The organism is Piscinibacter defluvii (assembly GCF_004011805.1).
Taxonomy (GTDB): Bacteria; Pseudomonadota; Gammaproteobacteria; order Burkholderiales; family Burkholderiaceae_C; genus Piscinibacter; species Piscinibacter defluvii.
Genome location: NZ_RCHJ01000006.1, coordinates 242,448 through 264,820 on the forward strand (window position 1 = coordinate 242,448; position 22,373 = coordinate 264,820).

The window sequence follows — 22,373 nt, forward strand, 5'->3', positions numbered from 1 at the left end:
CTGGCTAGCATGCCGGCTCGTCAAGGAGGACGTGCATGCAGCTCGTGATCGGCAACAAGAACTACTCGTCCTGGTCGATGCGCCCCTGGGTGCTGATGAGGCAGGCCGGCATCGCGTTCGAGGAAGTGAAGCTGCGCTTCGACGCCTTCACGCCCGACTCCGAGTTCAAGACCCGGCTGGCGCGCATCAGCCCGGCCGGGCGCGTGCCGGTGCTGCTGGACGGCGAGCTGGCGGTGTGGGACACGCTGGCGATCGCCGAGTACCTGGCCGAGCGCTTGCCCGCGCTGCAGCTGTGGCCGGCGGACGTGGCGGCCCGGGCCCGCGCGCGCAGCGTGTGCGCCGAGATGCACTCGGGCTTCGGCGCCCTGCGCAGCGCCTTCCCGATGAACATCGAGGCGCGGCTGCCCGAGGTCGGCGAGCGCGTGCTGGCCGAGCAGGCCGCGGTGCGTGCCGACCGCGAGCGCCTCGTGCAGATGTGGAGCGGGCTGCTCGAGGCCTCCGGCGGCCCGCTGCTGTTCGGCGCCTTCACCATCGCCGACGCCTACTTCGCGCCGGTGGTGATGCGCTTCGTCACCTACGGCGTGCCGCTGCCGCCGCGCATCACCGCCTACGTGGAGCGGGTGCGCGCGCTGCCCGGCGTGGCGGCCTGGGTCGACGACGCGCTGGCCGAGCAGGATTTCCTCGACTTCGAGGAGCCCTACCGCACGCGGCGCTGAAGCGCCCGGGCGCGGCGCCTACACTGCGCCGCATGCAGCGATACCTCGTCGGCGGTGCCGTGCGCGACCGGCTGCTCGGTCAACCGGAGGGCGATCGCGACTGGGTCGTGGTCGGCGCGACGCCGGCCGAGATGCTCGAGATGGGCTTCGCGCCGGTGGGGCGCGACTTCCCGGTGTTCCTGCACCCCGAGACCCGCGAGGAACATGCGCTCGCGCGCACCGAGCGCAAGACGGCGCCGGGCTACCACGGCTTCGTGTTCCATGCCGCGCCGGAGGTGACGCTCGAGCAGGACCTGGCGCGCCGCGACCTGACCATCAACGCGATCGCGCAGCACGAGGACGGCACGCTGGTCGATCCGTTCGGCGGTGCACGCGACCTGTCGCGGCGGGTGCTGCGCCACGTGTCCGACGCCTTCGCCGAGGACCCGGTGCGCATCCTGCGGCTGGCGCGCTTCGCGGCGCGCTGGCCCGAGTTCACGGTCGCCCCGGAGACGATGGCCCTGGTGCGGCGCATGGTCGCGGCCGGCGAGGTGGACGCGCTGGTGCCCGAGCGGGTCTGGCAGGAACTCGCGCGCGGGCTGATGGAGCGCCGCCCGAGCCGCCTGTTCGAGCTGCTGCGCGAGGGCGGCGCGCTGGCACGCCTGCTGCCCGAGGTGGACCGGCTCTGGGGCGTGCCACAGCCCGCCGAGCACCACCCGGAGGTCGACACCGGCGTGCACCTGATGCTGGTGCTCGACATGGCCGCGCGCCTCGAGGCGCCGCTCACGGTGCGGTTCGCCTGCCTGTGCCACGACCTCGGCAAGGGCACGACGCCGCCCGACGAGCTGCCGCGCCACCGCGGCCACGAGGAGCGCAGCGTGGCGCTGCTGCACGACGTGGCCGAGCGCTGGCGCGTGCCGGCGGCCTGCCGCGAGCTGGCCGAGGTGGTGGCGCGCGAGCATGGCAACGTGCACCGCAGCGGCACGCTCGATGCCGCTGCCGTGCTGCGCCTGCTGGAACGCTGCGACGCGCTGCGCCGGCCCGAGCGCTTCGAGGAGCTGCTGCTGGCCTGCGAGTGCGACGCGCGCGGCCGCAGCGGACATTCCGAAGAGGCCTATCCGCAGCGCGAGCGCCTGCGCGCCGCGCTGCAGCTGGCCCGCGGCGTCGACACCGCCGCGGTGGCGCGCGAGGCCGCCGCGCGTGGCGCGGGCGGGCCCGAGATCGGGGAGCGGATCCACCTGGCCCGCACCCGGGCCATCGCCGGCGGGCTGGCCGCCTGAGCGGGTCTAGACCAGCGCCCCCACCAGCATCGCCAGCATGCTCAGCAGCAGGCTGCTGGCCAGCGGCACGTGCCACTCGCGGCCGCGCCAGCGGAAGCTGAAGTCGCCCGGCAGCCTCCCCAGGCCGATGCGGCGCAGCCAGCCGGCCAGGCCCTGGAACACCAGGAACGAGAGCAGGAAGATCAGCAGCCAGCGCATGGGGGCTCCGGCTACAGGGTGTGCGTTCGGTCGCCGCGCGCGAAGCCGAGCGGCTCCGGCAGCTCGATGCCGCGGCCGAAGCCGATCACCTTGAACAGCTCGCCCATCTCGTGCTCGGTCAGCAGCTTCTGCGCATTGGCCACGGTGCGCGCATCGGCGCCCTGCAGCAGCTCGAGCAGGCCGCAGTTGATCAGGAAATGCGCCTGCGTGGTGTAGCCCAGCACGTCGAGCCCGGCCTGCTGGCCGGCCAGTGCGATGCCGGTGAAGTTGACATGCGCGGTGATGTCCTTGTCGCCCACGTCGGCGAGCGGGTCCGCGTCGGCCCGGTGCGCGCGGTGGCACATCAGCGTGCCGCCGTGGCGCTGCGGGTGGTAGTACTCGGCCTCGGGGAAGCCGTAGTCGATCAGGAAGACGGCGCCGCGCACCAGGTGCCGGGCCAGCGTCGCGACGAAGGCCTCGGCCTGGCGATGGATCTCGGTCACCGTGCCCGGCACCGCGAAACCGGCCACCGGCGGGCGCAGCGGCGTGGGACGGTCGGCGAACACGAAGCGCTCCCCGTCGACGGCCACGCCGCGCTCGGCCCATTCCTCGCCGTCGAAGTGCAGCAGCTGCACCGGCATCGCGTCGAGCACCTCGTTGCCGACCACCACGCCCTCGATCGCCTCGGGCCAGCGGTCGAGCCAGCGAACCTTGCCGGCATGCGCCGCGAGGCGCTCGCGCTGGCGTTCGCGCAGCGTGCCCGACAGGTCGACGATGGTGTAGCGCGTGACGGCATCGCCCAGCGCCTCGAGCAGCTGTGCCGCGAGCGCACCCGAGCCGGCGCCGAACTCGACCAGCTCCGTGGCCCGAGCGACCTCGAGCGCCTGCCGCAGCTGGCGCGCCAGCGCGCGGCCGAACAGCGGCGAGAGCTCCGGCGCCGTGACGAAATCGCTGCCCGAGCCCGGCCCGTGGCCGAACTGGCGCGCCGCGCGGCTGTAGTAGCCCAGCCCGGGGGCGTACAGGGCCAGTTCCATGAAGCGGTCGAAGCCCAGCCAGCCGCCGGCCTCGGCGATGGCCCCGTGGAGTCGCCGGCGCAGGGCGGCCGATACACTATCGGGCTCGTCGTTTTGCATCGCGGCATTGTAGGAACCATGGACCCTCGTCCCGTCGTGCTGGTCACCGGCGCCGCGCGCCGGCTCGGCCGCGCCATCGCGCTCGAACTGGCCGCGCGCGGGCACGACATCGCGCTGCACCACCGCGGCCACGCCGACGATGCGCAGGCGACGCTGGCCGCGCTGCGCGAGGCCGGCGCCCGCGCCGAGGACTTCGCCGCCGACCTGGCCGACGAGGCCGCCACCCGCGCGCTGCTGCCGGCCGTGGTGCGGCGCCTCGGGCGCGTCGACGCCGTGGTCAACAACGCCTCGCTGTTCGAACCCGACGCTGCCGCGAGCTTCGGCCATGCGGCGATGGAGGCCCACTGGCGCTGCAACACGGCGGCGCCGATCCTGCTCGCCCAGGCGCTGCATGCGCACCTGGCCGACCGCGGCGGCGAGGGCTGCGTCGTCAACCTGCTCGACCAGAAGCTCTGGAACCCGAACCCGGACTTCCTCTCCTACACGCTCTCGAAGGCGGCCCTGCGCGAGGCCACGGTGGTGCTGGCGCAGGCGCTCGCGCCGCGCGTGCGTGTGTGCGGCGTCGCGCCGGGCGTGACCCTGCCTTCGGGCGACATGAGCGAAGCCGAGTTCGCGGCCGCGCACCGGCTCACGCCGCTGGGCCGCTCGTCCACCCCCGAGGACGTGGCCCGGGCGGTGGCCTACCTGCTCGAGGCGCGCGCGGTGACCGGCACCACGCTGCTGGTCGACGGCGGCCAGCACCTCGCGCCGCAGGCGCGCGACGTGGTGCACCTGGTGCGCGAGGCGGCACGATGAGCTGGACCGATGACCCGCGCCTGGCCGGCTGCCGCCGCCTGTTCCTGCGCGATCACGTGGTGCAGATGCACATCGGCGCGCACGATTTCGAGAAGACCGGGGCGCAGCGCGTGGTCATCAACGTCGACCTGTTCGTGCCGCTGGCCCACTCCACGCCGGCCAGCGACAAGCTGCACGAGGTGGTCGACTACGACTTCGTGCGCGAGGCGGTGGCCCGGCGCATCGCCCGCGGCCACGTGGAGCTGCAGGAGACGCTGTGCGACGACCTGCTCGCCGAGTTGCTGTCGCACCCGGGCGTGCGCGCGGTGCGCGTGTCCACCGAGAAGCCCGACGTGTACCCCGACTGCGCCGCGGTCGGCTGCGAGGTGTTTGCCGTGAAGGAAGAACGATGAGTGCCGTGCTCGAGGACGCGAAGCACACGCGCGAGATCAACAAGCTGTCCAAGCGCCTGCACCGACAGGTGGGCCAGGCGATCGCCGACTTCAACATGATCGAGCCGGGCGACAAGGTGATGGTCTGCGTCTCCGGCGGCAAGGACAGCTACGCGCTGCTGGACATCCTGATCAACCTGCGCCAACGCGCGCCGGTGGCCTTCGAGCTGGTGGCCGTCAACCTCGACCAGAAGCAGCCGGGCTTTCCCGAGCACGTGCTGCCCGAGTACCTGGCCAGCCGCGGCGTGCCCTTCCACATCGAGAACCAGGACACCTACTCGATCGTCAAGCGCCTGATCCCCGAGGGCCAGACCATGTGCAGCCTGTGCTCGCGGCTGCGCCGCGGCATCCTGTACCGCGTGGCCGGCGAGCTCGGGGCGACCAAGATCGCGCTCGGCCACCACCGCGACGACATGTTGCAGACGCTGTTCATGAACATGTTCTTCGGCAGCCGCATGAAGGGCATGCCGCCCAAGCTGGTGAGCGACGACGGGAAGAACATCGTGATCCGCCCGCTCGCCTACGTGGCCGAGACCGACCTGGAGCGCTGGGCAGTGCACCGCGCCTTCCCGATCATCCCGTGCAGCCTGTGCGGCAACCAGGAGAACCTGCAGCGCGTGCAGATGAAGAAGATGCTGCGCGAGTGGGAGCGCCAGTTCCCCGGCCGGCTGGACAACATCTTCACCGCGATGGGCAACATCGTGCCCTCGCACATGATGGACCGGAACCTCTATCCGTTCACGACGCTCCAAACCACGGGCGTCGTCAACCCGGCGGGCGACCGCGCGTTCGACGAGGAGGAGGATTGCGGCCCGGCCGAGGCGCCGATCCGCATCCACCGCGACGACTGATCACGCCCCCCGGGGCACGCGGGAGCCCGCCATGTCACGCACCTTGTCCTTCCTGCTCGCCGCCGGCCTCGCGCTGCTGCTGGCCGGCTGCGCTTCGCTGAACCAGCTGACCAGCGAGGTCTCGAGCTTCAGCCAGTGGCCGGCCGACCGCAAGCCCGGCAGCTACACCTTCGAACGCCTGCCCTCGCAGCAGGCGCGCCCGGACCAGCAGCAGCTGCTGGAGGACTCCGCCCGCCGCGCGCTCGAGCTCGCCGGCTTCACGCCGGCCGCCGATGCCCGCAGCGCGGAGTACGTCGTGCAGCTCGGCGCGCGGGTCGATGCGACCGACCAGTACCTCTACTACGACGATCCGTTCTGGTGGCGCGGCGGGCTGTACTACAGCCGCTGGGGCCGGCCGTACTGGCGTCCCGGCCCGGGGTTCGGCTTCGGCTTCGCCACCGCGACGACGAACTACGAGCGCGAGGTGGCACTGCTGATCCGCGACCGCCAGAGCGCCCAGCCGCTGTTCGAGGCACGCGCCGTCAACGACGGCTCGTCCCCGGCGATCCGCTCGCTGCTGCCGGCCATGTTCGAGGCGGCGCTGAAGGACTTCCCGACCGGCGGCGTCAACCCGCGCCGCGTGACCACGCCGATCGACCCGAACAAGCCGTCGTCGTAAGCGGGACGCTCAGACGCTCAGGGCGCGTCGCTGGCCAGCACGCGCAGATCGCCCTCCCAGCCCTTGAGCTTGCCGACCAGCGTCAGCCGCTGGGCCGGCGTCGTCATGTTGTGCAGGGTGGCGGCGAAGGCGCAGTTGTACTGGGTGAGCTTGTGCTGGTAGCGCCGGTACTCCTCGCGCGGCGAGCGCGTCAGGTGGTCGGCGTAGACGCGCAGCATCGCGATCGTGGCGTCGCGGCCGGGCTTCTCGGTGATCACCCGGCGCAGCAGCATCAGGGCCTCCTGCTGGCGGGCGCGGCGTTCGCCCTGCCAGAGCTCGGCGTCGAAGGGCGAGCCGGCCACCAGCCGGGCGACCCGCTCGCGCTGCGCGTCGTCGAGCCGGCCGTAGAGCAGCTCGGCACGGTCCACCGCGCGGTCGACGTTGGCCTGCAGGCGCCGCGCCGGGTCGTCGTCGAGGTACTCGCGGCGGAACTCGTCGTTGCTCTTGGCCTGGCGGCGCTCCACGTGGCGGATCTGCGCGGTGCCCAGCAGCGGCAGCACCTCGGCCGCGTGGGGCATCGCCTCGCCCAGGGCCAGATCGGCGCGTTCGCGCAGCCGGTCCCACCAGCGGCAGGCCTGGTCCGGCGTGGCGTCGCCCAGCACCTCGACCTGCGCACGCGCCAGCAGCTGGGCGTAGTCGGGCAGCTGGGTGCGGCGGTGCCAGTCGAACCAGCGTCGCAGGCCTTCGCGGGTGCGCAGCGTCTGCACCTCGTCGAAGTCGACATAGCCGTCGAGCCACCAGTAGGCCAGTTCCGGTGCCTGGTTGTAGCCCAGGCGCACCGCGCTGCACCCCCCCAGGGCGAGCAGTAGCAGCGCCACGATAATGCGGCACAGCATTGGGACCCCACCTCGCGAAAGAACCGACGACATGGCCCTGGACATCGTGATCATGGCGGCCGGCAAGGGCACCCGCATGAAGTCGGCCCTGCCGAAAGTTCTGCACCGCCTTGCCGGCCTCAGTCTACTGGAGCACGTGCTGCACTCGGCAAGCACGCTGCATGCCCAGCGCATCGTCGCGGTCACCGGACATGGCGCCGAGCAGGTGGAGGCGGCCGTCTCGGCGCCCAACCTGCAGTTCGTGCGCCAGTCACCCCAGCTCGGCACCGGCCACGCCGTGCAGCAGGCGGCGCCGCTGCTGCACGACGAAGGTGTCACGCTGATCCTCAACGGCGACGTGCCGCTGATCGAGCCCGACACGATGCGTGCGCTGGTGGACGCCTGCGCCGGCCGTCACCTGGCGCTGCTGACCATCGTGCTGCCCGACCCGACCGGCTACGGCCGCGTGGTGCGCAGCGGCGACCCGGTGGGCGGCACGATCGAGGGCATCGTCGAGCACAAGGACGCCACGCCGGCGCAGCGCCGCATCAAGGAGGTCTACACCGGCGTGATGGCCGCGCCGACGGCCGCGCTGAAGCGCTGGCTGGCGGCGCTGACGAACGACAACGCGGCCGGCGAGTACTACCTGACCGACGTGGTGGCGATGGCGGTGCGCGAGCATGTCGGCGTGGTGGCCACGCACGCCCACGACGAGGCCGAGGTGCTGGGGGTCAACAGCCCGCTGCAGCTGGCCGACCTGGAGCGCCGCTACCAGCGCCGCCTGGCCGAGCGCCTGATGGAGGCCGGCGTGCGCCTGGCCGACCCGGCGCGCCTGGACGTCCGCGGCGAGCTGCTCTGCGGGCAGGACGTCGAGATCGACGTCAACTGCGTGTTCGAGGGCCGGGTCGAGCTGGGCGACGGCGTGCGCATCTCGTCCCACTGCGTGATCCGCAATGCCCGCATCGAGGCCGGCGCCGTGATCCATCCCTTCACCCACATGGACGGCGAGGCGTCCGGCGTGCGCATCGGGCCGCGGGCTCTGGTCGGGCCCTTCGCCCGCCTGCGCCCGGGTGCGGACCTGGGCGAGGACGTGCACATCGGCAACTTCGTCGAGGTGAAGAACTCGTCGCTGGCCCGCGGCGCCAAGGCCAACCACCTCGCCTACCTGGGCGACGCGACGGTCGGCGAGAAGGTCAACTACGGCGCCGGCAGCATCACCGCCAACTACGACGGCGCGTACAAGCACCGCACGGTGATCGGCGCGAACGTGCACGTGGGGAGCAACTGCGTGCTGGTGGCGCCGCTGACGATCGGGCCCGGCGCCACCATCGGAGCCGGTTCGACGCTCTCGAAGGACGCACCGGCCGGGCAGCTGACCGTGGCGCGCGCCAAGCCGGTGTCGCTGCCGGGCTGGACGCGGCCGGTGAAGGCGCCGAAGGCGGGCTGACCGCGCTCAGCCGCGCCCGGTCAGGCCGGCCAGCGCGCCTGCACCCATTGCTGCAGGGCAGCGGCCGGCATCGGGCGGCCGATCAGCTCGCCCTGCAGTTCGTCGCAGCCGCGGGCCACCAGGAAGTCGCGCTGCGCCTCGGTCTCGACACCCTCGGCGATCGAGGTGATCCCGAGGCTGCGCGCCATCTCGATGATGGCGCGCGTGATCGCCGCGGAGTCGAGGTTGCCGGGCAGGTCGTGCACGAACGAGCGGTCGATCTTGACCTTGTCGATCGGCAGCTCCTTCAGGTGGCTGAGCGACGAGTAGCCGGTGCCGAAGTCGTCCACCGCGATGCCCAGCCCCATCGCCTTCAGGCGCTGCAGGCGGTGCTTCACCTCGCCGAGGTCGTCCATCAGCATGCGCTCGGTCAGCTCGAGCTCGAGCAGGCCGGCCACCAGCGCCGGGCTGCCCTCCTCCTTGAGCACCTGCGCGACCGCCTCGACGAAGCCGACCGACTGGAACTGCACCGTCGACAGGTTGACCGCCACCGGCGCGACGGCCAGTCCCTGCGCATGCCAGGCGGCGGCCCAGCGCGCCGCCTCGCGCAGCGCCCACTGGCCGATCGGCAGCATCAGGCGCTGGCGTTCGGCCACCGGGATGAACTGGTCCGGCGTCAGCAGTCCGCGCTCGGGGTGGTTCCAGCGCAGCAGCGCCTCGGCGCCGGCCAGCGCGCCATCGCGCGCGCGCTGCTGCGGCTGGAAGTACAGCTCGAACTCGCCGCGCTCGAGCGCGTGTGCGAGCTGGCCCTCGAGCACCAGCGCGGCGTAGGCAGTGTCGGCCATGCCGGGGTCGAAGAAGCAGTGCTGGGCGCGGCCGCGCGCCTTGGCCTGGTACATCGCGTTGTCGGCGTGCTGCACCAGTTCGTCGGCGCTGCGCGCGTCGCCCGGGTAGAAGGCCACGCCGATGGACGGCGCCACCGAGATCGGCCCGCCCTCGGCGATCAGCGGCGCGGCGATCACCGCCAGCAGCTTGCGCGCCACCTGGTCGACGTCGTCGCGCTGCTGCTCAGGCGAGCCGATGCCCTGCAGCAGCACCATGAACTCGTCGCCGCCGAAGCGCGCCACGCGGTCGGTGGCGCGCAGGCAGCCGAGGATGCGCTCGGCCACGATGCGCAGCAGCGCGTCGCCGGCCAGGTGGCCGAGCGAGTCGTTGACGCGCTTGAAGTGGTCCAGGTCGACGAACAGCAGCGCGAGTCGGCTGCCGTTCGCATCGGCCGCGGCCATCCCGAGCTGCAGCTGCTCCATGAAGGCCATGCGGTTGGGCAGGCCGGTCAGCGCATCGTGGTGCGCCAGGTGGTGGATGCGCGCCTGCGCGGCCTGGCGGTCGCGGATGTCGCGCACGATCGACATGCGCATCGCCTGGCCCTGGTGCTGCAGCGTGCGGCCGATGAACTCCACCGCGATGCGCTGGCCGGACTTGTCGAGCAGCACGCTCTCGTAGGGCGTCTCGGCGGCGCTGGAGACCATCGCCATCACGGTGACGTGCTGGTCGGGGGCGACGAAGTCCAGCGTGCGCCGGCCCAGGAGCTCGTCGAGCCGGTAGCCGATCAGCGCGCACAGGGCCGGGTTGGCGTCGGTGATCACGCCGTCGTGGTGGAACACGATGCCCTCGGCGCTGGCCTGCATGAACTTGGCCAGGCGCTCCTCCGAGGCCCGCACCGCGCGCTCGGCCAGGCGGTGGCGCGTGATGTCGGAGATCAGCACAAAGCAGCCGGTCGTCTCGCCGTCCTCCGCGACATGCGGCAGCAGGTTGACGTCGATCCAGCGCGGACTGCCGTCGGCGCGCACCAGCTCGCGTTCGTACGAGGCGGCCTGCTGGCGCCGCAGCACCATGTCGACGCTGGGCTGGATCTGCGCCGCGGCCTCCGCACCGATCACCTCGGCGAAGGTGCGGCCGACGATGGCGCGTTCGTCGGTGCCGAAGGTGTGGGCGTAGGCCTTGTTGGCGAAGCGGCACTGGAAGTCGCTCGCCCGGTAGTAGGCGATCAGCACCGGCACGTTGTCGGCCAGCAGGCGGAACAGCGCCGCCTGGGCCCGCGCCTCGGCCTCGGAGCGGCGCGCCGCGGCGGCGTCGTGCAGCAGGCACAGCCAGTGCTGCCCGGCCGCCTGCCAGCGTCCGGCCCAGCGCACCCAGGCCGGCGTGTCGGCGGCCGCGCCGGCCGGCTGCATCGGCAGCTCGAGTTCGAAATCGCCCGTGCCGTGCAGCGCGGCCAGCAGCTGCTGCAGCGCCGGCGGCGCGAGCAGGTCCTGCCAGTGCCGGCCCTGCAGCGCCGCCAGCGGCCGGCCGGCGAAGCGCACCGCGTCGGCGTTGGCATGCAGCAGCGCGCCGGTGCGATCGAGCATCAGCAGCATGCCCGGCAGGGCGTCCCAGGCGGCTTCGTCGACCAGGGCCGGCTCGCCGGCGCCGGTCTTCACGCGTGGCCCTCGGCCGGCAGGGCGGCGAAGGTCTCGCGCGCCAGGCACAGGTCGTCCCACGCGCGTGCCTTGTCCTCCAGGTTGCGCAGCAGGTAGGCGGGGTGGTAGGTGACGATCAGCGGCACGCCCTGGTAGCGGTGCACGCGCCCGCGCAGTCGGCCGATCGGCTCGTGGCTGCGCAGCAGGCTCTGCACCGCGAAGCGGCCCATCGCGAGGATGATGCGCGGGCGGATCAGCTCGATCTGGCGGATCAGGAAGGGCTCGCACTGCGCCAGCTCCTCGGGCTCCGGGTTGCGGTTGCCGGGCGGACGGCACTTCAGCGTGTTGGCGATGTAGACTTGGCGCGAGGGCTCGTCGGGGCTGCGGGTCAGGCCGATCGCGCGCAGCATGTTGTCGAGCAGCTGGCCGCTCTTGCCGACGAAGGGTTCGCCCTGGCGGTCTTCCTGCTCGCCGGGCGCCTCGCCGACGATCATCCACCGGGCCTGTTCGTTGCCGACGCCGAAGACGGTCTGGCGCCGGCCCTGGCACAGCTTGCAGGCGGTGCAGCCCGCCACCGCCTCGCGCAGCGCGGCCCAGTCCATCGTGGCCACGCCGGCGGGGCGGCGGGCCGCGGCCGGGGCAGTCGGCGCCGGGGCGATCGGTACGGGGGCCGCGGGCGGCGCGTCGAACGCCGGTGTGTTGAAGGCCCGTGCGTCCGGCGCCGTGGCCGACTCGTGAACCGACTCGTGAACCGACTCGAGCACCGGCTCGGGCTGCGGCGCAGCGGCCGGCAGCCACAGGCGCAGGCCCATGGCCTCGAGCAGTGCGCGCTGGCGTTCAGTCCAGCGCATCGCGTTCTCCGCCGGCACCGATGTCCAGGCTCATCACCAGCGCGTCCTCGCGCTGGCCTTGCGGCGCGGGGTAGTAGCCGCGCCGCGCGCCGACCTCGGCGAAGCCGCGCCGCCGATAGATCGACTGGGCGCGCAGGTTGCTGCGCCGCACCTCGAGCCACAGGCGCCGCGCACCGCGGCGGCGGCACAGCGCCACCAGCGCGTCCAGCATGAAACGGGCATGGCCGCAGTGCTGGTGAGGCGGTGCCGTGGTGATGTTGAGCAGGTGCATCTCGTCGACGCCGCCCATCGCCACGAAGTAGCCCAGCAGCTCGCCGCCCGCGCCGTACAGGACCTGCGCCGCGTAGCCGGCGGCGATCGAATCGATGAAGTTGCCGCGCGACCACGGGAACTCGTAGGCCGCGGTCTCGACGGTCATGACCGCGTCGAGCTGACCGATGCCCATCGGCAGCAGCAGGCGGCCATCGTCGGGCACCGCGCTCAACGGGCCGCCTCGCGTTCGGCGGTGGTGAGCGCGACCTTGTCGCGCAGGTACACCGGCAGGGCACGCGCCGCGTCCAGCGCGGCGCCGGCCTGCCAGGCCTCGCGCGCCAGCACGGCCAGTGCGCCGGCCCGCGAGGACGTCTGCGGGTGGCAGACCGCGTCACCCGTGGCCAGGCGCGCGCCGAAGGCAGCGAGTGCGCTGCCGGCGACGCGGCGCGGCGGCTCGGCCGCCCAGCGGGCGTTCAACGCCGGCAAGGTCCACAGCGCGGGCGCGTCGAGCACCTGCCAGCCGCTCTCGTCGCGCCGGTAGCGGGCGGCATAGACCTCGTCCATGCGTGCGTCCATCGCCACCCAGCCGTCGAAGCCGGCCGTGCCGGCGGCGTCCTGCGCGACGATGCGCAGCGAATCGATCGGCAGCACCGGCTTGCCCGCCCCCAGCGCCAGGCCCTGCGCCACCGAGCAGGCGGTGCGCAGCCCGGTGAAGGCCCCCGGGCCGGCGCCGAAGGCGATGGCGTCGAGCGCCGCCAGGCGGCAGCCGGCGCGCGCCAGCAGCGCGAGGATCTCCGGGATCAGCCGCGACGAGGCCTGAGCGCCGCCGGCCGCCTCGACCTGCAGCGTGCCGCCCTCGTGCACGAGCGCGATGCTCATGACCTCGGTCGAGGTGTCGAAGGCGAGCAACCGGGTCATGCGGGCGAGTGTAGGTCACGGGGGCCATGCGATCATCCACGCATGGGACTGCCCTGGATCCGTCGCGTGCTGGCCGTGTTCGGTGCCGCGTTCTGCACCGTGGCGGTGGCCCGCCTGCCGCCCGAGGTGCTGGCCGCGCTGGAGCGGGCCCGGGTGCCGCCCGAGGCGCTCTCGGTGGTGGTGCAGGAGGCCGGCAGCAGCCGCACGCGGCTGGCCTGGCAGGCCGAGCAGGCGCAGAACCCGGCCTCGCTGACCAAGCTGTGGACCACCTACGCCGCGCTCGACCTGCTCGGCCCGGGCTGGACCTGGAGCACCCCGGTCTGGCTGCACGGCAGCGTGGCCGACGGCGTGCTGCGCGGCGACCTGGTGATCAAGGGCCAGGGCGACCCGAAGCTGGTGCCCGAGCGGCTCTGGCTGCTGCTGCGCCGCGTGCAGGCGCTGGGCGTGCGCGAGATCCAGGGCGACATCGTGCTCGACCGCAGCGCCTTCGGCGTGCCGGAGCAGGCGCCGGGCGACTTCGACGGCGAGCCGCTGCGGCCGTACAACGTGCGCGCCGACGCGTTGCTGCTCGCCTACCGTTCGGTGATCCTGAGCTTCACGCCCGACGCGGCACGCGGCCTGGCGCTGGTGGGCGTGGAGCCGACGCTCGCTGGCGTGGCCGCCCCGGCGAGCGTGCCGCTGTCCGGTGGCCCGTGCGCGGATTGGCGCGGCGACCTGAGGGCCGACTTCGGCGACGCGCAGCGGGTGCGCCTGGGCGGCAGCTTCCCGCTCGCCTGCGGCGAGAAGCAGTGGCCGCTCGCCTATGCCGACCCGCGGCGCTACGACGAACGGCTGCTGACCGGCCTGTGGCGCGAGCTGGGTGGACGCCTCGCCGGCACGGTGCGCGACGGCCCCGCGCCCGCGACGGCCCCGAGCTTCACGCTGGTCTCGCCGCCGCTGGCCGAGGTGGTGCGCGAGATCAACAAGTTCAGCAACAACGTGATGGCGCAGCAGCTGTTCCTCACGCTCGGCCTGGTGCGCGGTGCTGGCGGCACGCCCGAGGCTTCGCGCGAGGTGCTGCGGCGCTGGCTGGCCGAGCGCCTGGGTGCCCGCGCGGCCGAGGGAGCGGTGCTGGACAACGGCTCCGGGCTGTCACGCGAGACGCGGCTGTCGGCGCAGCAGCTCGCCCGGCTGCTGCAGTCGGCCTGGGCCAGCCCGGTGATGCCCGAGCTGCTCGCCTCGCTGCCGGTCTCGGGCACCGACGGCACGCTGCTGCGCTCGCGCGCACCGGCCGGCCGTGCCCACCTGAAGACCGGTTCGCTGCGCGACGTGGCCGGCGTGGCCGGCTTCGTGCTCTCCGCCTCGGGGCGGCGCTACGTGCTGGTGGCGGTGGTCAACCACGCCAACGCCGGCGCGGCCCGGCCGGCGCTCGACGCGCTGGTGCAATGGGCCATCACCGAACCGCTCGCCTCGGGCGCGCCGCTGGACAGCCAGAACTGAGCGGAACGGGTCAGAACGGGTTGGTGCGCACCCGGGAGCTGGCCAGCGCGCCGATGTAGGCGTGGCCGTTCGGGCTCAGGTGCGTGTCGTCGGCCCACATCCAGAGGAACGCGTTCCCGTCGGTCACCAGCGTGTCGGTGGTGCACAGCGAGACGGTCGGCGCCTTGGCGGGATCGCAGACGGCCGTCGTCACGTCGCGCATGTTGCCGTAGCTGGCCGGGAACTTGGCCATGCTCTGCACCAGCTCGTCGGTCAGCATCAGCGCCACGCGGTCGCCGGTCTCGTCCTGGATGCCCAGGCGCAAGCCCTCGTTGAAGGCGGCCACCAGCTGAGAGATGAACGCCGCGCGGGTGGCATCGCCGGTGTCGTTGTTCTCCTTGATCGCAAACGGCGAGTAGCCGAGGTCGGGCACGGTGGACACCAGCACCTTGCCGCCGGCCCGCGCGACGCGGCTGACCTGCGCCGCCAGCAGGCGGCCCGCGTCGCCGGCAGCCTGCAGCAGCTCGGCCGCGCCGGAGGCGGGGTACTGGCGGTACAGGTCGAGCACGTCGTTGCGGCCGGCCATCAGCGTGACCAGGTCGCGCGGCACGAAGGTGTCCAGCGCGAGGTGCTGGGTGACCTGCTCGGCCAGGTCGGCCACCTTGGCGCCGGGCGTGGCGTACATCAGGCTGCCGAGGTTCTCGAGGTTGTTCGGGTTGCACTGCGGGAACACCAGCCCGAAGTCCGCGCCGAGGCGCTGCACCCAGACCAGGTTGACCGCGCAGTCGAGCTCACCGTTCGTGCCGTTGGAGGCCAGCGCGTTGACGGTGTACTTGCGGCCCTCGTCGGTGATCAGGCTGTCCTCGTCGCCGAAGGCGATCAGCCGCTGGGGGTTGAAGGCGACCACCGGGTCGCCGCCGCCGCAGGACGCCAGCAGCAACGTGGCCGCCAGGGACAGCGCGCCTGCGCCGCGGCGCAGCAATCGCATCGGGAGATTCATGGTGAGGCTGATGGTCAGTGGTGCGGGGCGACGGGGGTCAGGAGGCGGCGGCAGCTCGCCGCAGGCGGTCGCGCACGCCATCCCAGGCCGGGTCGGGTGGCGGCTCCTCGACCCAGATCAGGTCGACGCCCAGCGCGTCGATCTCGCGCAGGTCGGCGAACAGATCGTGCGCCGCCGCGTCCGCCTGCAGGGGCATCGGCTTGTGCCGCAACCGCGAGCCGGGCGGCAGGCGGACCGTGCGGGAATATAGCGCCAGCTTCACCTCGCCCGGCCCGAGCACCTGCAACGCCGTGTTCAGCATCGGCGCGGGCATCAGGCGCAGCCGGGCGCGCGGCGCGTAGTGCGCCTCGAGCGTGCCCGAGGCACGCGGTGCCTCGTCGTCGGGCTCGCGCAGCGCCTCGCCGGCGGCGGCCTCGAGGCGCTCGCGGCCGAGCTGCCCGGGCCGCAGCAGCACCGGGTGGCCGCGCGTGCAATCGACGATCGCGGATTCGATGCCGACCGGGCAGGCCCCGCCGTCGAGCACCAGCAAGGTGTCACCGAACTCCTCGACCACATGCTCGGCACGGGTCGGGCTGATGCGGCCGAAACGGTTCGCGCTGGGCGCCGCGACGCCCGGCACGCCGCGCTCGCGCGCGGCGCGCAGCAGCGCCCGGGCCACCGGGTGCGCCGGGCAGCGCAGGCCGATCGAGCCCTGCCCGGCCGCCGCCGCCGCGGCCCGCTCGGGGCGGCGCGGCACGATCAGCGTCAGCGGCCCGGGCCAGAACGCCTCCGCCAGGCGCTGCGCAACCGGCGGCCAGTCGGCCGCGAAGCCTGCCGCATCCCCCGGCTCGGCCAGATGCACGATCAGTGGGTGATCGCTCGGCCGCCCCTTGAGGGTGAAGATGGCCGCCACGGCCTCGTCGCGGTCGGCACGCGCGCCGAGCCCGTAGACGGTTTCGGTCGGCAGGCCGACCAAGCCGCCCTCGGCCAGCACCTGCGCGGCGCGTTCGACCGCGATGGGGTCCTCCCCGGCCAGCAGCATCGCGGTGCGGGTCAGAACGGCGCGATGCCGAGCACGGCCGCGGCCTCGAGCGCCGTGGCGCGGGCCTGCTCGGGGGTGGCCGCGGTGCAGGTCAGGTGCCCCATCTTGCGGCCCGCGCGGGCCTGCAGCTTGCCGTACAGGTGCAGATGGACGCCCGGCAGGGCCAGCACGGCAGCCCAGTCGGGCTCGCGCGGCTCGGCCGAGCCGTCGCGGAACCAGAGCTCGCCGAGCAGGTTGAGCATCACCGCGCTCGAGTGCAGGCGCGGCGCGACCAGCGGCGCGCCGGTCAGCGCGCGCACCTGCAGGTCGAACTGCGACAGGTCGCAGGCATCGATGCTGTAGTGGCCGGAGTTGTGCGGCCGCGGCGCCATCTCGTTGGCCAGCAGCGTTCCATCACGCAGCACGAAGAACTCGACACACAGCACGCCCGCGTAACCGAGTTCGGCGGCAATGCGCCCCGCCGCGCCGACGGCCCGCTCGGCCAGCGCGACGTCCAGCCCGGGCGCCGGCACCGTGGTGACCGCGAGGATGCCGTCGCGGTGCAGGTTGTGCTGCGGAGGAAAGTGCACCAGCGCCCCGGAGGCGGCACGCGCGACGATCACGCTGATCTCGAAGGCCAGGTCGAGGCGCTGCTCGAGCACGCAGGGCACACGCTTGAGCGCGTCCCAGGCGGCGGCCAGCGCCACCCGGTCGTCGACCCGGACCTGGCCCTTCCCGTCGTAGCCGAGGCTGGACGTCTTGAGGATGCCGGGCAACAGGCGGGCGTCGACCGCGGCGAGCTGCTCGGGCGTCTCGATCAGCGCATGCGGCGCGCAGGCGACGCCGCTGCGGACGAAATGCGCCTTCTCGGCAGCCCGATCCTGGCACACCGCCACCGCCTCCGGGCCCGGGGCCACCGGGCGGTGCGCGGCCAGCGTGCGCAAGGCGGCGGCCGGCACGTTCTCGAACTCGGTGGTGATGGCGGCGCTGCGCTGCATCAGCTGGGCCAGGCCGGCTTCGTCGAGGTAGCCGGCCTGCACGTGGTAGTGCGCCACCCGGCCGGCGGGGCTGGCCGGGTCCTCGTCGAGCACCGCGGTCAGGTAGCCGAGGCGCTGTGCGGCGTGCACGAACATGCGACCGAGCTGCCCGCCGCCCATCACGCCGAGCGTGGCACCGGGACCGATGAAAGGGGCCGAGGCGCTCATGGGCTGGGCAGGTCCTTCTGCAACTCGGCCGTCATGGCACGCGCCAGGGCGGTCTGCTCCGCCCGATAGGCCTCGAGCTTGGCGCGCAGCGCTGGATCCTCGTTGGCGAGCATCGCGATCGCAAACAGAGCCGCATTCGCCGCCCCGGCAGCCCCGATGGCAAAGGTGGCCACCGGAATCCCCTTGGGCATTTGCACGATGGAGTAGAGCGAATCCACGCCCTGCAGATGCTTGCTGGGTATCGGCACCCCCAGCACCGGCACCGTCGTCTTGGCCGCCAGCATGCCGGGCAGATGCGCCGCCCCGCCCGCGCCCGCAATGATGGCCTTCACGCCACGGGATGCCGCCTGTTCTGCGAAGGCGAACATGTCGTCGGGCATGCGGTGGGCGGAGAGGACCAGTCTCTCGCACTCAACTGCGAACTTGCCCACGATAAACGCAGCATGTCGCATAACGTCCCAATCGGACGAAGACCCCATTACAACTGCAATCAAGGCAGAAACTCCCCGTTTGAAGACTGAACCGGAAGAAAGGAGTTCATCTAAATTATTCTCCACCTTCTCAGACTATCTACAGCGAGACCTTGCTCATGCTCATATCGTCGCCAATCTGACGTTGCGACATCATGCAGCGCAATCGACCGCTCATTATAACCTAAATCTAAGTAGAACTCCGCCAATCTATCCCTTGTATATGCAGCATTCTCTGGATGCTCGACGTCCGAAATGGCATTTTCTGCGGGAGTTGCCACGGCGACGGCATCCTCAATCATTCCCATCTTGAGGCGACAGTATGCGAGATCGACAAGATATATCGATCTCATTTTTGATAGCCCCCCTTCATCAGCTTTATCTTCAGAGCTACGCAGGAGCACCTCCGCCTCCTCAAACTTTTGCATGAAGATATAAATGGAAGCTTGCAGAGTTGATGAGAACGCACTTTGGCTAGAGATTCGAGCATGGTCGTCATAGTTCTTTACCGAATCTACTGCAAGCGACACCAGTCTCGCGAACTCATGTATATTCGCCCCGCGAAAGTACTGATGACGGAGCGAACAGACATGATGCGACGCGACGTTGAAAAGCAGGGCACTTGCGAATCCATCATCCCCTCTCGACATGGCAAGACTTCGGGACTCCGCATACCATTGGCGAGCTGACTCATACCTTCCGGCATAGTGAAGTATCTGACCAACTAGCATTTTGGCTCGCGCAACAGCCAAGGGGTCAGCATCGACTATCCAATCGAACACGCACCTCACCTTCTCGTTTACGTCGTCAATATCGCCACGAACATACGAGAGGAATGCCTGCAATGTGACCGCCCAAGATTGACTTCTTCGATCAGATACCGACGCCGCGACGGCCCGAGCACGTTCTATGCTATCCGCAGCACGCGCATAGTTTCCAACGGTCAACTGCAGCATGCCTTCCGCAAGGTGACACCAGGCACTCAGTTCAGGACTGCCCCAGGAGAGATTTTTCTTCCGGAGCACATCTATTTCTTGCCTAGCATTGCTTTGTGACTCGCCACCACGGCGGGCAAGATGCAGAGCCCGCTCAGCTCGAAGCAATGCGATCTCTCGCTCGTCACTTGATGCTCGGATACTTCTCTCGAGGTCGCTCAGTATTCGAGAGGTCACTTCCACGCTCCAAGTGCCGCACCAACTTCACTGTACGATGCAGCTGTAGCTTTCGTCACTTCTTCGATGAGCTTCGGAGGGGGGGTTGACTTGTTCCAAACGCGTCCATCGACATGCGCTGACTCCAGCCAATCCCTCAGTACCTGCTTATCAAGCCCCACCGGGGCGACCCCTTCCATATACTCACTTACCCGCCAGAACCTCGATGAATCCGGGGTCAGTACCTCGTCCATCAGCGTCAGGGTGCCGGCGGCATCCAGCCCGAACTCGAACTTCGTGTCGGCGATGATGATTCCCTTGCCCAGAGCGTAGGCGGCTGCTTCCCTGTACAGGCGGATCGAAATCTCGCGCACCTTCTCGGCCAGGTCCGTACCGACGATGGCGCAGGCCCGCTGGAAGTCGATGTTCTCGTCGTGTTGCCCCATCTCCGCCTTGGTGGCGGGGGTGAAGATCGGCTCGGGCAGCTTGCTGCCCAGCGTGAGCCCGGGGGGCAGTCTCACGCCGCAGACCGAACCGCTTTGCTGATACTCCTTCCAGCCGCTGCCCGCCAGGTATCCGCGCACCACCGCCTCGATCGGCAACGGCTTGAGCCGCTTGACAAGCATCGAGCGACCGCGCACCTGCTCACGTTCCTCCGGAGCGACCACACTCTCCGGGTCCTCGCCGGTCAGGTGATTCGGAACGACGTGCTTGAGCTTGTCGAACCAGAACAGCGCCATCTGCGTCAGCAACTTGCCCTTGCCCGGGATCGGCTCGTTCATGATCACGTCGAAGGCACTGATGCGGTCGCTGGCCACCATCAGGATCCGGTCCTCGCCGACCGCGTAGTTGTTGCGCACCTTGCCCTTGGAGAGCAGCGGCAGCGACGTGAGGTGGATGTCGTAGAGAGCGTCGGTCATGGGGACTCCTGCACGCTCGGACACGGACGGAGGGACGTCGGAGCGGGCTCAGGATTCTACGGACCCGCAATGAAAAGACCCGGCCGCGGCCGGGTCCCGGGCAGGTGCCGGCTCGGCTCAGACCACCATCTGCGCCAGTTCGCCGCTCGCGTAGCGCCGCGCCACGTCGGCCAGCGTCTGCGGCCTGATCTTGCCGGCCTGGCCCTCGCAGCCGAACTCCAGGTAGCGCTGCTTGCACACCTTGTAGGCTGCCTCGCGCGCCGGCTTGAGCCACTCGCGGGCGTCGAACTTCTCCGGGTGCTCGTGCAGGAACTTGCGCACCGCGCCGGTCATCGCCAGGCGGATGTCGGTGTCGATGTTGATCTTGCGCACGCCGTGCTTGATGGCCTCCTGGATCTCCTCCACCGGCACGCCGTAGGTCTCCTTCATGTTGCCGCCGTACTGGCGGATCTCGGCCAGCAGGTCCTGCGGCACCGAGGAGGACCCGTGCATCACCAGGTGCGTGTTCGGGATGCGGCGGTGGATCTCCTTGATGCGGTCGATCGCCAAGATGTCGCCGGTGGGCTTGCGGGTGAACTTGTAGGCGCCGTGGCTGGTGCCGATCGCGATGGCCAGCGCGTCGAGCTGGGTGCGCTTGACGAAGTCGGCCGCCTGCTCGGGGTCGGTCAGCAACTGCTCGCGCGTCATCGTCGCGTCGGTGCCGTGGCCGTCCTCCTTGTCGCCGCGCATGGTCTCGAGCGAGCCCAGGCAGCCGAGTTCGCCCTCGACCGTGACGCCCAGTGCATGCGCCATGTCGACCACCTTCTTGGTGACGTCGACGTTGTAGTCGTAGCTCGCGATGGTCTTGCCGTCGGCCTGCAGCGAACCGTCCATCATCACCGAGCTGAACCCCAGGCCGATGGCGCCCTTGCAGACGTCCGGGCTCTGGCCATGGTCCTGGTGCATCACCAGCGGCACGTTCGGCCACTGCTCGGTCGCGGCCAGGATCAGGTGCTTGATGAAGGGCTCGCCAGCGTACTTGCGGGCGCCGGCGCTGGCCTGCAGGATCACCGGCGCGCCCACCTCGGCGGCTGCGGTCATCACCGCCTGAACCTGCTCGAGGTTGTTGACGTTGAAAGCCGGGATACCGTAACCGTTTTCCGCGGCATGGTCCAGCAGTTGGCGCATCGAGACGAGAGGCATACGAGTCTCCGGGAGTGAATGGGCGTGCTGGCCGGCGGTGACCGGGTGGTCCGCCCCGGCGCATTGGGTTCATTCTAGCCAGCGGGTCGCGGCGAATGAGGTGCCAAAGCCCGCCTGTTCGAGCGTTGGCCGGCACGACGCCGGCGCAACACTCGGCGCGGGAGAACTGTCCGCCATGCCCCGCCGACCGACCTTGTCCGCCGTCACGCCCTGGATCACCGAGGAGGCCTTGCGCCACCCGGAGACGCTCGCCGAGCGCCTGGCCGAACGTCTGCAGGTCGGCCGCCGCACGGCCCGGCGCCGGCTGGACGAACTGGTCGACGCCCAGTGGCTGGTGTCCACCGGCACGCCGCGCCGGCCGCGCCACGCGCCTGGGCTGCTGCGCGAGGTCGTGCGCCGCTACCCGCTGGCCGGGGTGGACGAACACACCGCCTGGGCGCGCGACTTCGCGCCCTGCGTCGCGCTGCCACCCGAGCTGGCGCGCATCGCGCAGCATGCCTTCACCGAGCTGGTCAACAACGCGATCGACCACAGCGGCGGCACGCAAGTCGTCGTGTCGATGCGCCAGACGGCGAGCCATCTTCAGCTGCTCGTCTCGGACGACGGTTGCGGCCTGTACGTGCGCATCGGGCAGTGCTTCGGCATCGAAGACCCGACGCGCGCGACGCTCGAGCTGGCCAAGGGCAAGCTGAGCAGCCAGCCCGAGCGCCACAGCGGCCGCGGCCTGTACTTCGTGGCCCGCCTGGCCGACGTGCTGGACCTGCATGCCAACCGCCATGCCTTCCAGCGCCGCACCTGGGACGGCGGGCGCTGGCACGCCACACGTGCCGCCGCCGATCGCGGCACCTCGGTGTTCGTCGGCATCGCGCTGGACACGCCGCGGCGCGTCGACGAGGTTCTTCGCAGCCACAGCCTGCGGGGTGACGGCTATGCCTTCGAATGCACGCGTGTGCCGCTGCAGCTGCTGATCGGCACGCAGACCGGACTCGAGTCACGCGCCCAGGCGCGCCTCGCGGCCGAGCGCCTGGCACGCTTCGCGCGGGCCGAACTCGATTTCGACGGGATCGACGCGGTCGGCCACGGCTTTGCCGACGAGCTGTTTCGCGTGTTCGCCCGGGCCCACCCCGACACCACGCTCGTGCCGGTGCGTGCCGCGCCGCGTGTCGAGGCCATGATCGACGCGGTGCGGCGCGACGCCGCCTGAGCGCCT

General features: G+C 71.2%; 23 protein-coding genes. 9 read left to right on the forward strand and 14 right to left on the reverse strand.

From position 1 onward, the window contains the following. Positions 1 to 35 precede the first annotated feature (35 nt). Complete coding sequence (locus D9C15_RS18800) at positions 36 to 716, forward strand: glutathione S-transferase family protein (protein WP_127999990.1); 681 nt, start codon at positions 36 to 38, stop codon at positions 714 to 716. 32 nt (positions 717 to 748) lie between these two features. Next, complete coding sequence (locus D9C15_RS18805) at positions 749 to 1,975, forward strand: multifunctional CCA addition/repair protein (protein WP_127999991.1); 1,227 nt, start codon at positions 749 to 751, stop codon at positions 1,973 to 1,975. A gap of 6 nt (positions 1,976 to 1,981) precedes the next feature. On the opposite strand, the gene D9C15_RS18810 is transcribed toward D9C15_RS18805, so the two are convergent. Further along, positions 1,982 to 2,173 (reverse strand): DUF2905 family protein, encoded by a 192-nt coding sequence (locus D9C15_RS18810; RefSeq protein WP_127999992.1) that lies wholly within the window; start codon positions 2,171 to 2,173, stop codon positions 1,982 to 1,984. Positions 2,174 to 2,184: 11 nt separating this feature from the next. Then, entirely contained in the window at positions 2,185 to 3,285 is a 1,101-nt protein-coding gene (locus tag D9C15_RS18815) for a class I SAM-dependent methyltransferase (protein ID WP_127999993.1), read from the reverse strand. An 18-nt stretch (positions 3,286 to 3,303) separates the two neighbouring features. On the opposite strand from D9C15_RS18815, the gene D9C15_RS18820 reads away from it, so the two are divergent. The 4 genes from D9C15_RS18820 to D9C15_RS18835 are packed head-to-tail and all read left to right on the forward strand — an operon-like array spanning position 3,304 to position 6,020. Further along, positions 3,304 to 4,080, forward strand: coding sequence for an SDR family oxidoreductase (locus tag D9C15_RS18820; RefSeq protein ID WP_127999994.1), 777 nt, complete (start codon positions 3,304 to 3,306; stop codon positions 4,078 to 4,080). Then, a complete protein-coding gene (locus D9C15_RS18825; protein ID WP_127999995.1) occupies positions 4,077 to 4,472 on the forward strand; it encodes a dihydroneopterin aldolase in 396 nt (131 codons plus the stop codon). The genes D9C15_RS18820 and D9C15_RS18825 overlap by 4 nt, the downstream gene beginning before the upstream one ends. Then, on the forward strand, positions 4,469 to 5,362 hold the full coding sequence (gene ttcA / locus D9C15_RS18830; protein WP_127999996.1) for a tRNA 2-thiocytidine(32) synthetase TtcA: 894 nt from the start codon (positions 4,469 to 4,471) through the stop codon (positions 5,360 to 5,362). Before D9C15_RS18825 ends, ttcA begins: the two co-directional genes overlap by 4 nt. 31 nt (positions 5,363 to 5,393) lie before the next feature. Beyond that, positions 5,394 to 6,020, forward strand: coding sequence for a DUF4136 domain-containing protein (locus tag D9C15_RS18835; RefSeq protein ID WP_127999997.1), 627 nt, complete (start codon positions 5,394 to 5,396; stop codon positions 6,018 to 6,020). A 17-nt stretch (positions 6,021 to 6,037) separates the two neighbouring features. On the opposite strand, the gene D9C15_RS18840 is transcribed toward D9C15_RS18835, so the two are convergent. Next, positions 6,038 to 6,895 (reverse strand): DUF6279 family lipoprotein, encoded by an 858-nt coding sequence (locus D9C15_RS18840; RefSeq protein ID WP_127999998.1) that lies wholly within the window; start codon positions 6,893 to 6,895, stop codon positions 6,038 to 6,040. A 31-nt stretch (positions 6,896 to 6,926) separates the two neighbouring features. Here D9C15_RS18840 and glmU point away from each other — a divergent pair, with 31 nt between their 5' ends. Further along, positions 6,927 to 8,321 carry a bifunctional UDP-N-acetylglucosamine diphosphorylase/glucosamine-1-phosphate N-acetyltransferase GlmU gene (gene glmU, locus D9C15_RS18845; RefSeq protein ID WP_127999999.1) on the forward strand — a complete coding sequence of 465 codons (1,395 nt, stop codon included), beginning with the start codon at positions 6,927 to 6,929 and terminating at the stop codon, positions 8,319 to 8,321. Between the two features lie 20 nt (positions 8,322 to 8,341). On the opposite strand, the gene D9C15_RS18850 is transcribed toward glmU, so the two are convergent. The 4 genes from D9C15_RS18850 to tsaB are packed head-to-tail and all read right to left on the reverse strand — an operon-like array spanning position 8,342 to position 12,777. After that, positions 8,342 to 10,777 carry a sensor domain-containing protein gene (locus D9C15_RS18850; protein ID WP_240668463.1) on the reverse strand — a complete coding sequence of 812 codons (2,436 nt, stop codon included), beginning with the start codon at positions 10,775 to 10,777 and terminating at the stop codon, positions 8,342 to 8,344. After that, positions 10,774 to 11,607, reverse strand: a complete 834-nt coding sequence (locus tag D9C15_RS18855) for a uracil-DNA glycosylase (protein ID WP_128000000.1) — start codon at positions 11,605 to 11,607, stop codon at positions 10,774 to 10,776. Before D9C15_RS18855 ends, D9C15_RS18850 begins: the two co-directional genes overlap by 4 nt. Then, a complete protein-coding gene (gene rimI, locus D9C15_RS18860) occupies positions 11,594 to 12,052 on the reverse strand; it encodes a ribosomal protein S18-alanine N-acetyltransferase (protein ID WP_128000134.1) in 459 nt (152 codons plus the stop codon). Before rimI ends, D9C15_RS18855 begins: the two co-directional genes overlap by 14 nt. 35 nt (positions 12,053 to 12,087) lie before the next feature. Continuing rightward, positions 12,088 to 12,777 carry a tRNA (adenosine(37)-N6)-threonylcarbamoyltransferase complex dimerization subunit type 1 TsaB gene (tsaB, locus tag D9C15_RS18865; RefSeq protein ID WP_128000001.1) on the reverse strand — a complete coding sequence of 230 codons (690 nt, stop codon included), beginning with the start codon at positions 12,775 to 12,777 and terminating at the stop codon, positions 12,088 to 12,090. A 42-nt stretch (positions 12,778 to 12,819) separates the two neighbouring features. Here tsaB and dacB point away from each other — a divergent pair, with 42 nt between their 5' ends. After that, positions 12,820 to 14,256 carry a D-alanyl-D-alanine carboxypeptidase/D-alanyl-D-alanine endopeptidase gene (gene dacB, locus D9C15_RS18870; RefSeq protein ID WP_128000002.1) on the forward strand — a complete coding sequence of 479 codons (1,437 nt, stop codon included), beginning with the start codon at positions 12,820 to 12,822 and terminating at the stop codon, positions 14,254 to 14,256. A gap of 10 nt (positions 14,257 to 14,266) precedes the next feature. Here the strand turns inward: dacB and D9C15_RS18875 are convergent, their stop codons facing one another. The 7 genes from D9C15_RS18875 to fba form a co-directional block, all read right to left on the reverse strand. Then, entirely contained in the window at positions 14,267 to 15,223 is a 957-nt protein-coding gene (locus D9C15_RS18875; protein WP_205854840.1) for an SGNH/GDSL hydrolase family protein, read from the reverse strand. A 49-nt stretch (positions 15,224 to 15,272) separates the two neighbouring features. Further along, positions 15,273 to 16,256 (reverse strand): L-threonylcarbamoyladenylate synthase, encoded by a 984-nt coding sequence (locus tag D9C15_RS18880; protein ID WP_128000004.1) that lies wholly within the window; start codon positions 16,254 to 16,256, stop codon positions 15,273 to 15,275. 11 nt (positions 16,257 to 16,267) lie between these two features. Next, positions 16,268 to 17,440, reverse strand: coding sequence for a 5-(carboxyamino)imidazole ribonucleotide synthase (locus tag D9C15_RS18885; RefSeq protein ID WP_128000005.1), 1,173 nt, complete (start codon positions 17,438 to 17,440; stop codon positions 16,268 to 16,270). Continuing rightward, positions 17,437 to 17,919: a 5-(carboxyamino)imidazole ribonucleotide mutase gene (gene purE / locus D9C15_RS18890; protein ID WP_128000135.1), complete on the reverse strand. Its 483-nt coding sequence runs from the start codon at positions 17,917 to 17,919 to the stop codon at positions 17,437 to 17,439. Before purE ends, D9C15_RS18885 begins: the two co-directional genes overlap by 4 nt. A 62-nt stretch (positions 17,920 to 17,981) precedes the next feature. Next, a complete protein-coding gene (locus D9C15_RS18895) occupies positions 17,982 to 19,088 on the reverse strand; it encodes a tetratricopeptide repeat protein (RefSeq protein WP_128000006.1) in 1,107 nt (368 codons plus the stop codon). After that, positions 19,079 to 19,981, reverse strand: coding sequence for a phosphoribosylaminoimidazolesuccinocarboxamide synthase (locus D9C15_RS18900; RefSeq protein WP_128000007.1), 903 nt, complete (start codon positions 19,979 to 19,981; stop codon positions 19,079 to 19,081). Before D9C15_RS18900 ends, D9C15_RS18895 begins: the two co-directional genes overlap by 10 nt. Positions 19,982 to 20,098: 117 nt before the next feature. After that, positions 20,099 to 21,163, reverse strand: a complete 1,065-nt coding sequence (gene fba / locus D9C15_RS18905) for a class II fructose-bisphosphate aldolase (protein ID WP_128000008.1) — start codon at positions 21,161 to 21,163, stop codon at positions 20,099 to 20,101. A 175-nt stretch (positions 21,164 to 21,338) separates the two neighbouring features. On the opposite strand from fba, the gene D9C15_RS18910 reads away from it, so the two are divergent. Beyond that, entirely contained in the window at positions 21,339 to 22,367 is a 1,029-nt protein-coding gene (locus tag D9C15_RS18910; protein ID WP_128000009.1) for an STAS-like domain-containing protein, read from the forward strand. Positions 22,368 to 22,373 lie beyond the last annotated feature (6 nt).

Excerpts from the sequence above, each read along its gene's own strand:
- D9C15_RS18800 (WP_127999990.1), top strand. The coding sequence starts at position 36 with ATGCAGCTCGTGATCGGCAACAAGAACTACTCGTCCTGGTCGATGCGC.
- D9C15_RS18805 (WP_127999991.1), top strand. The coding sequence starts at position 749 with ATGCAGCGATACCTCGTCGGCGGTGCCGTGCGCGACCGGCTGCTCGGT.
- D9C15_RS18810 (WP_127999992.1), bottom strand. The coding sequence starts at position 2,173 with ATGCGCTGGCTGCTGATCTTCCTGCTCTCGTTCCTGGTGTTCCAGGGC.
- D9C15_RS18815 (WP_127999993.1), bottom strand. The coding sequence starts at position 3,285 with ATGCAAAACGACGAGCCCGATAGTGTATCGGCCGCCCTGCGCCGGCGA.
- D9C15_RS18820 (WP_127999994.1), top strand. The coding sequence starts at position 3,304 with ATGGACCCTCGTCCCGTCGTGCTGGTCACCGGCGCCGCGCGCCGGCTC.
- D9C15_RS18825 (WP_127999995.1), top strand. The coding sequence starts at position 4,077 with ATGAGCTGGACCGATGACCCGCGCCTGGCCGGCTGCCGCCGCCTGTTC.
- ttcA (WP_127999996.1), top strand. The coding sequence starts at position 4,469 with ATGAGTGCCGTGCTCGAGGACGCGAAGCACACGCGCGAGATCAACAAG.
- D9C15_RS18835 (WP_127999997.1), top strand. The coding sequence starts at position 5,394 with ATGTCACGCACCTTGTCCTTCCTGCTCGCCGCCGGCCTCGCGCTGCTG.
- D9C15_RS18840 (WP_127999998.1), bottom strand. The coding sequence starts at position 6,895 with ATGCTGTGCCGCATTATCGTGGCGCTGCTACTGCTCGCCCTGGGGGGG.
- glmU (WP_127999999.1), top strand. The coding sequence starts at position 6,927 with ATGGCCCTGGACATCGTGATCATGGCGGCCGGCAAGGGCACCCGCATG.
- D9C15_RS18855 (WP_128000000.1), bottom strand. The coding sequence starts at position 11,607 with ATGCGCTGGACTGAACGCCAGCGCGCACTGCTCGAGGCCATGGGCCTG.
- rimI (WP_128000134.1), bottom strand. The coding sequence starts at position 12,052 with ATGGGCATCGGTCAGCTCGACGCGGTCATGACCGTCGAGACCGCGGCC.
- tsaB (WP_128000001.1), bottom strand. The coding sequence starts at position 12,777 with ATGACCCGGTTGCTCGCCTTCGACACCTCGACCGAGGTCATGAGCATC.
- dacB (WP_128000002.1), top strand. The coding sequence starts at position 12,820 with ATGGGACTGCCCTGGATCCGTCGCGTGCTGGCCGTGTTCGGTGCCGCG.
- D9C15_RS18875 (WP_205854840.1), bottom strand. The coding sequence starts at position 15,223 with ATGCGATTGCTGCGCCGCGGCGCAGGCGCGCTGTCCCTGGCGGCCACG.
- D9C15_RS18880 (WP_128000004.1), bottom strand. The coding sequence starts at position 16,256 with ATGCTGCTGGCCGGGGAGGACCCCATCGCGGTCGAACGCGCCGCGCAG.
- D9C15_RS18885 (WP_128000005.1), bottom strand. The coding sequence starts at position 17,440 with ATGAGCGCCTCGGCCCCTTTCATCGGTCCCGGTGCCACGCTCGGCGTG.
- purE (WP_128000135.1), bottom strand. The coding sequence starts at position 17,919 with ATGGGGTCTTCGTCCGATTGGGACGTTATGCGACATGCTGCGTTTATC.
- D9C15_RS18900 (WP_128000007.1), bottom strand. The coding sequence starts at position 19,981 with ATGACCGACGCTCTCTACGACATCCACCTCACGTCGCTGCCGCTGCTC.
- fba (WP_128000008.1), bottom strand. The coding sequence starts at position 21,163 with ATGCCTCTCGTCTCGATGCGCCAACTGCTGGACCATGCCGCGGAAAAC.
- D9C15_RS18910 (WP_128000009.1), top strand. The coding sequence starts at position 21,339 with ATGCCCCGCCGACCGACCTTGTCCGCCGTCACGCCCTGGATCACCGAG.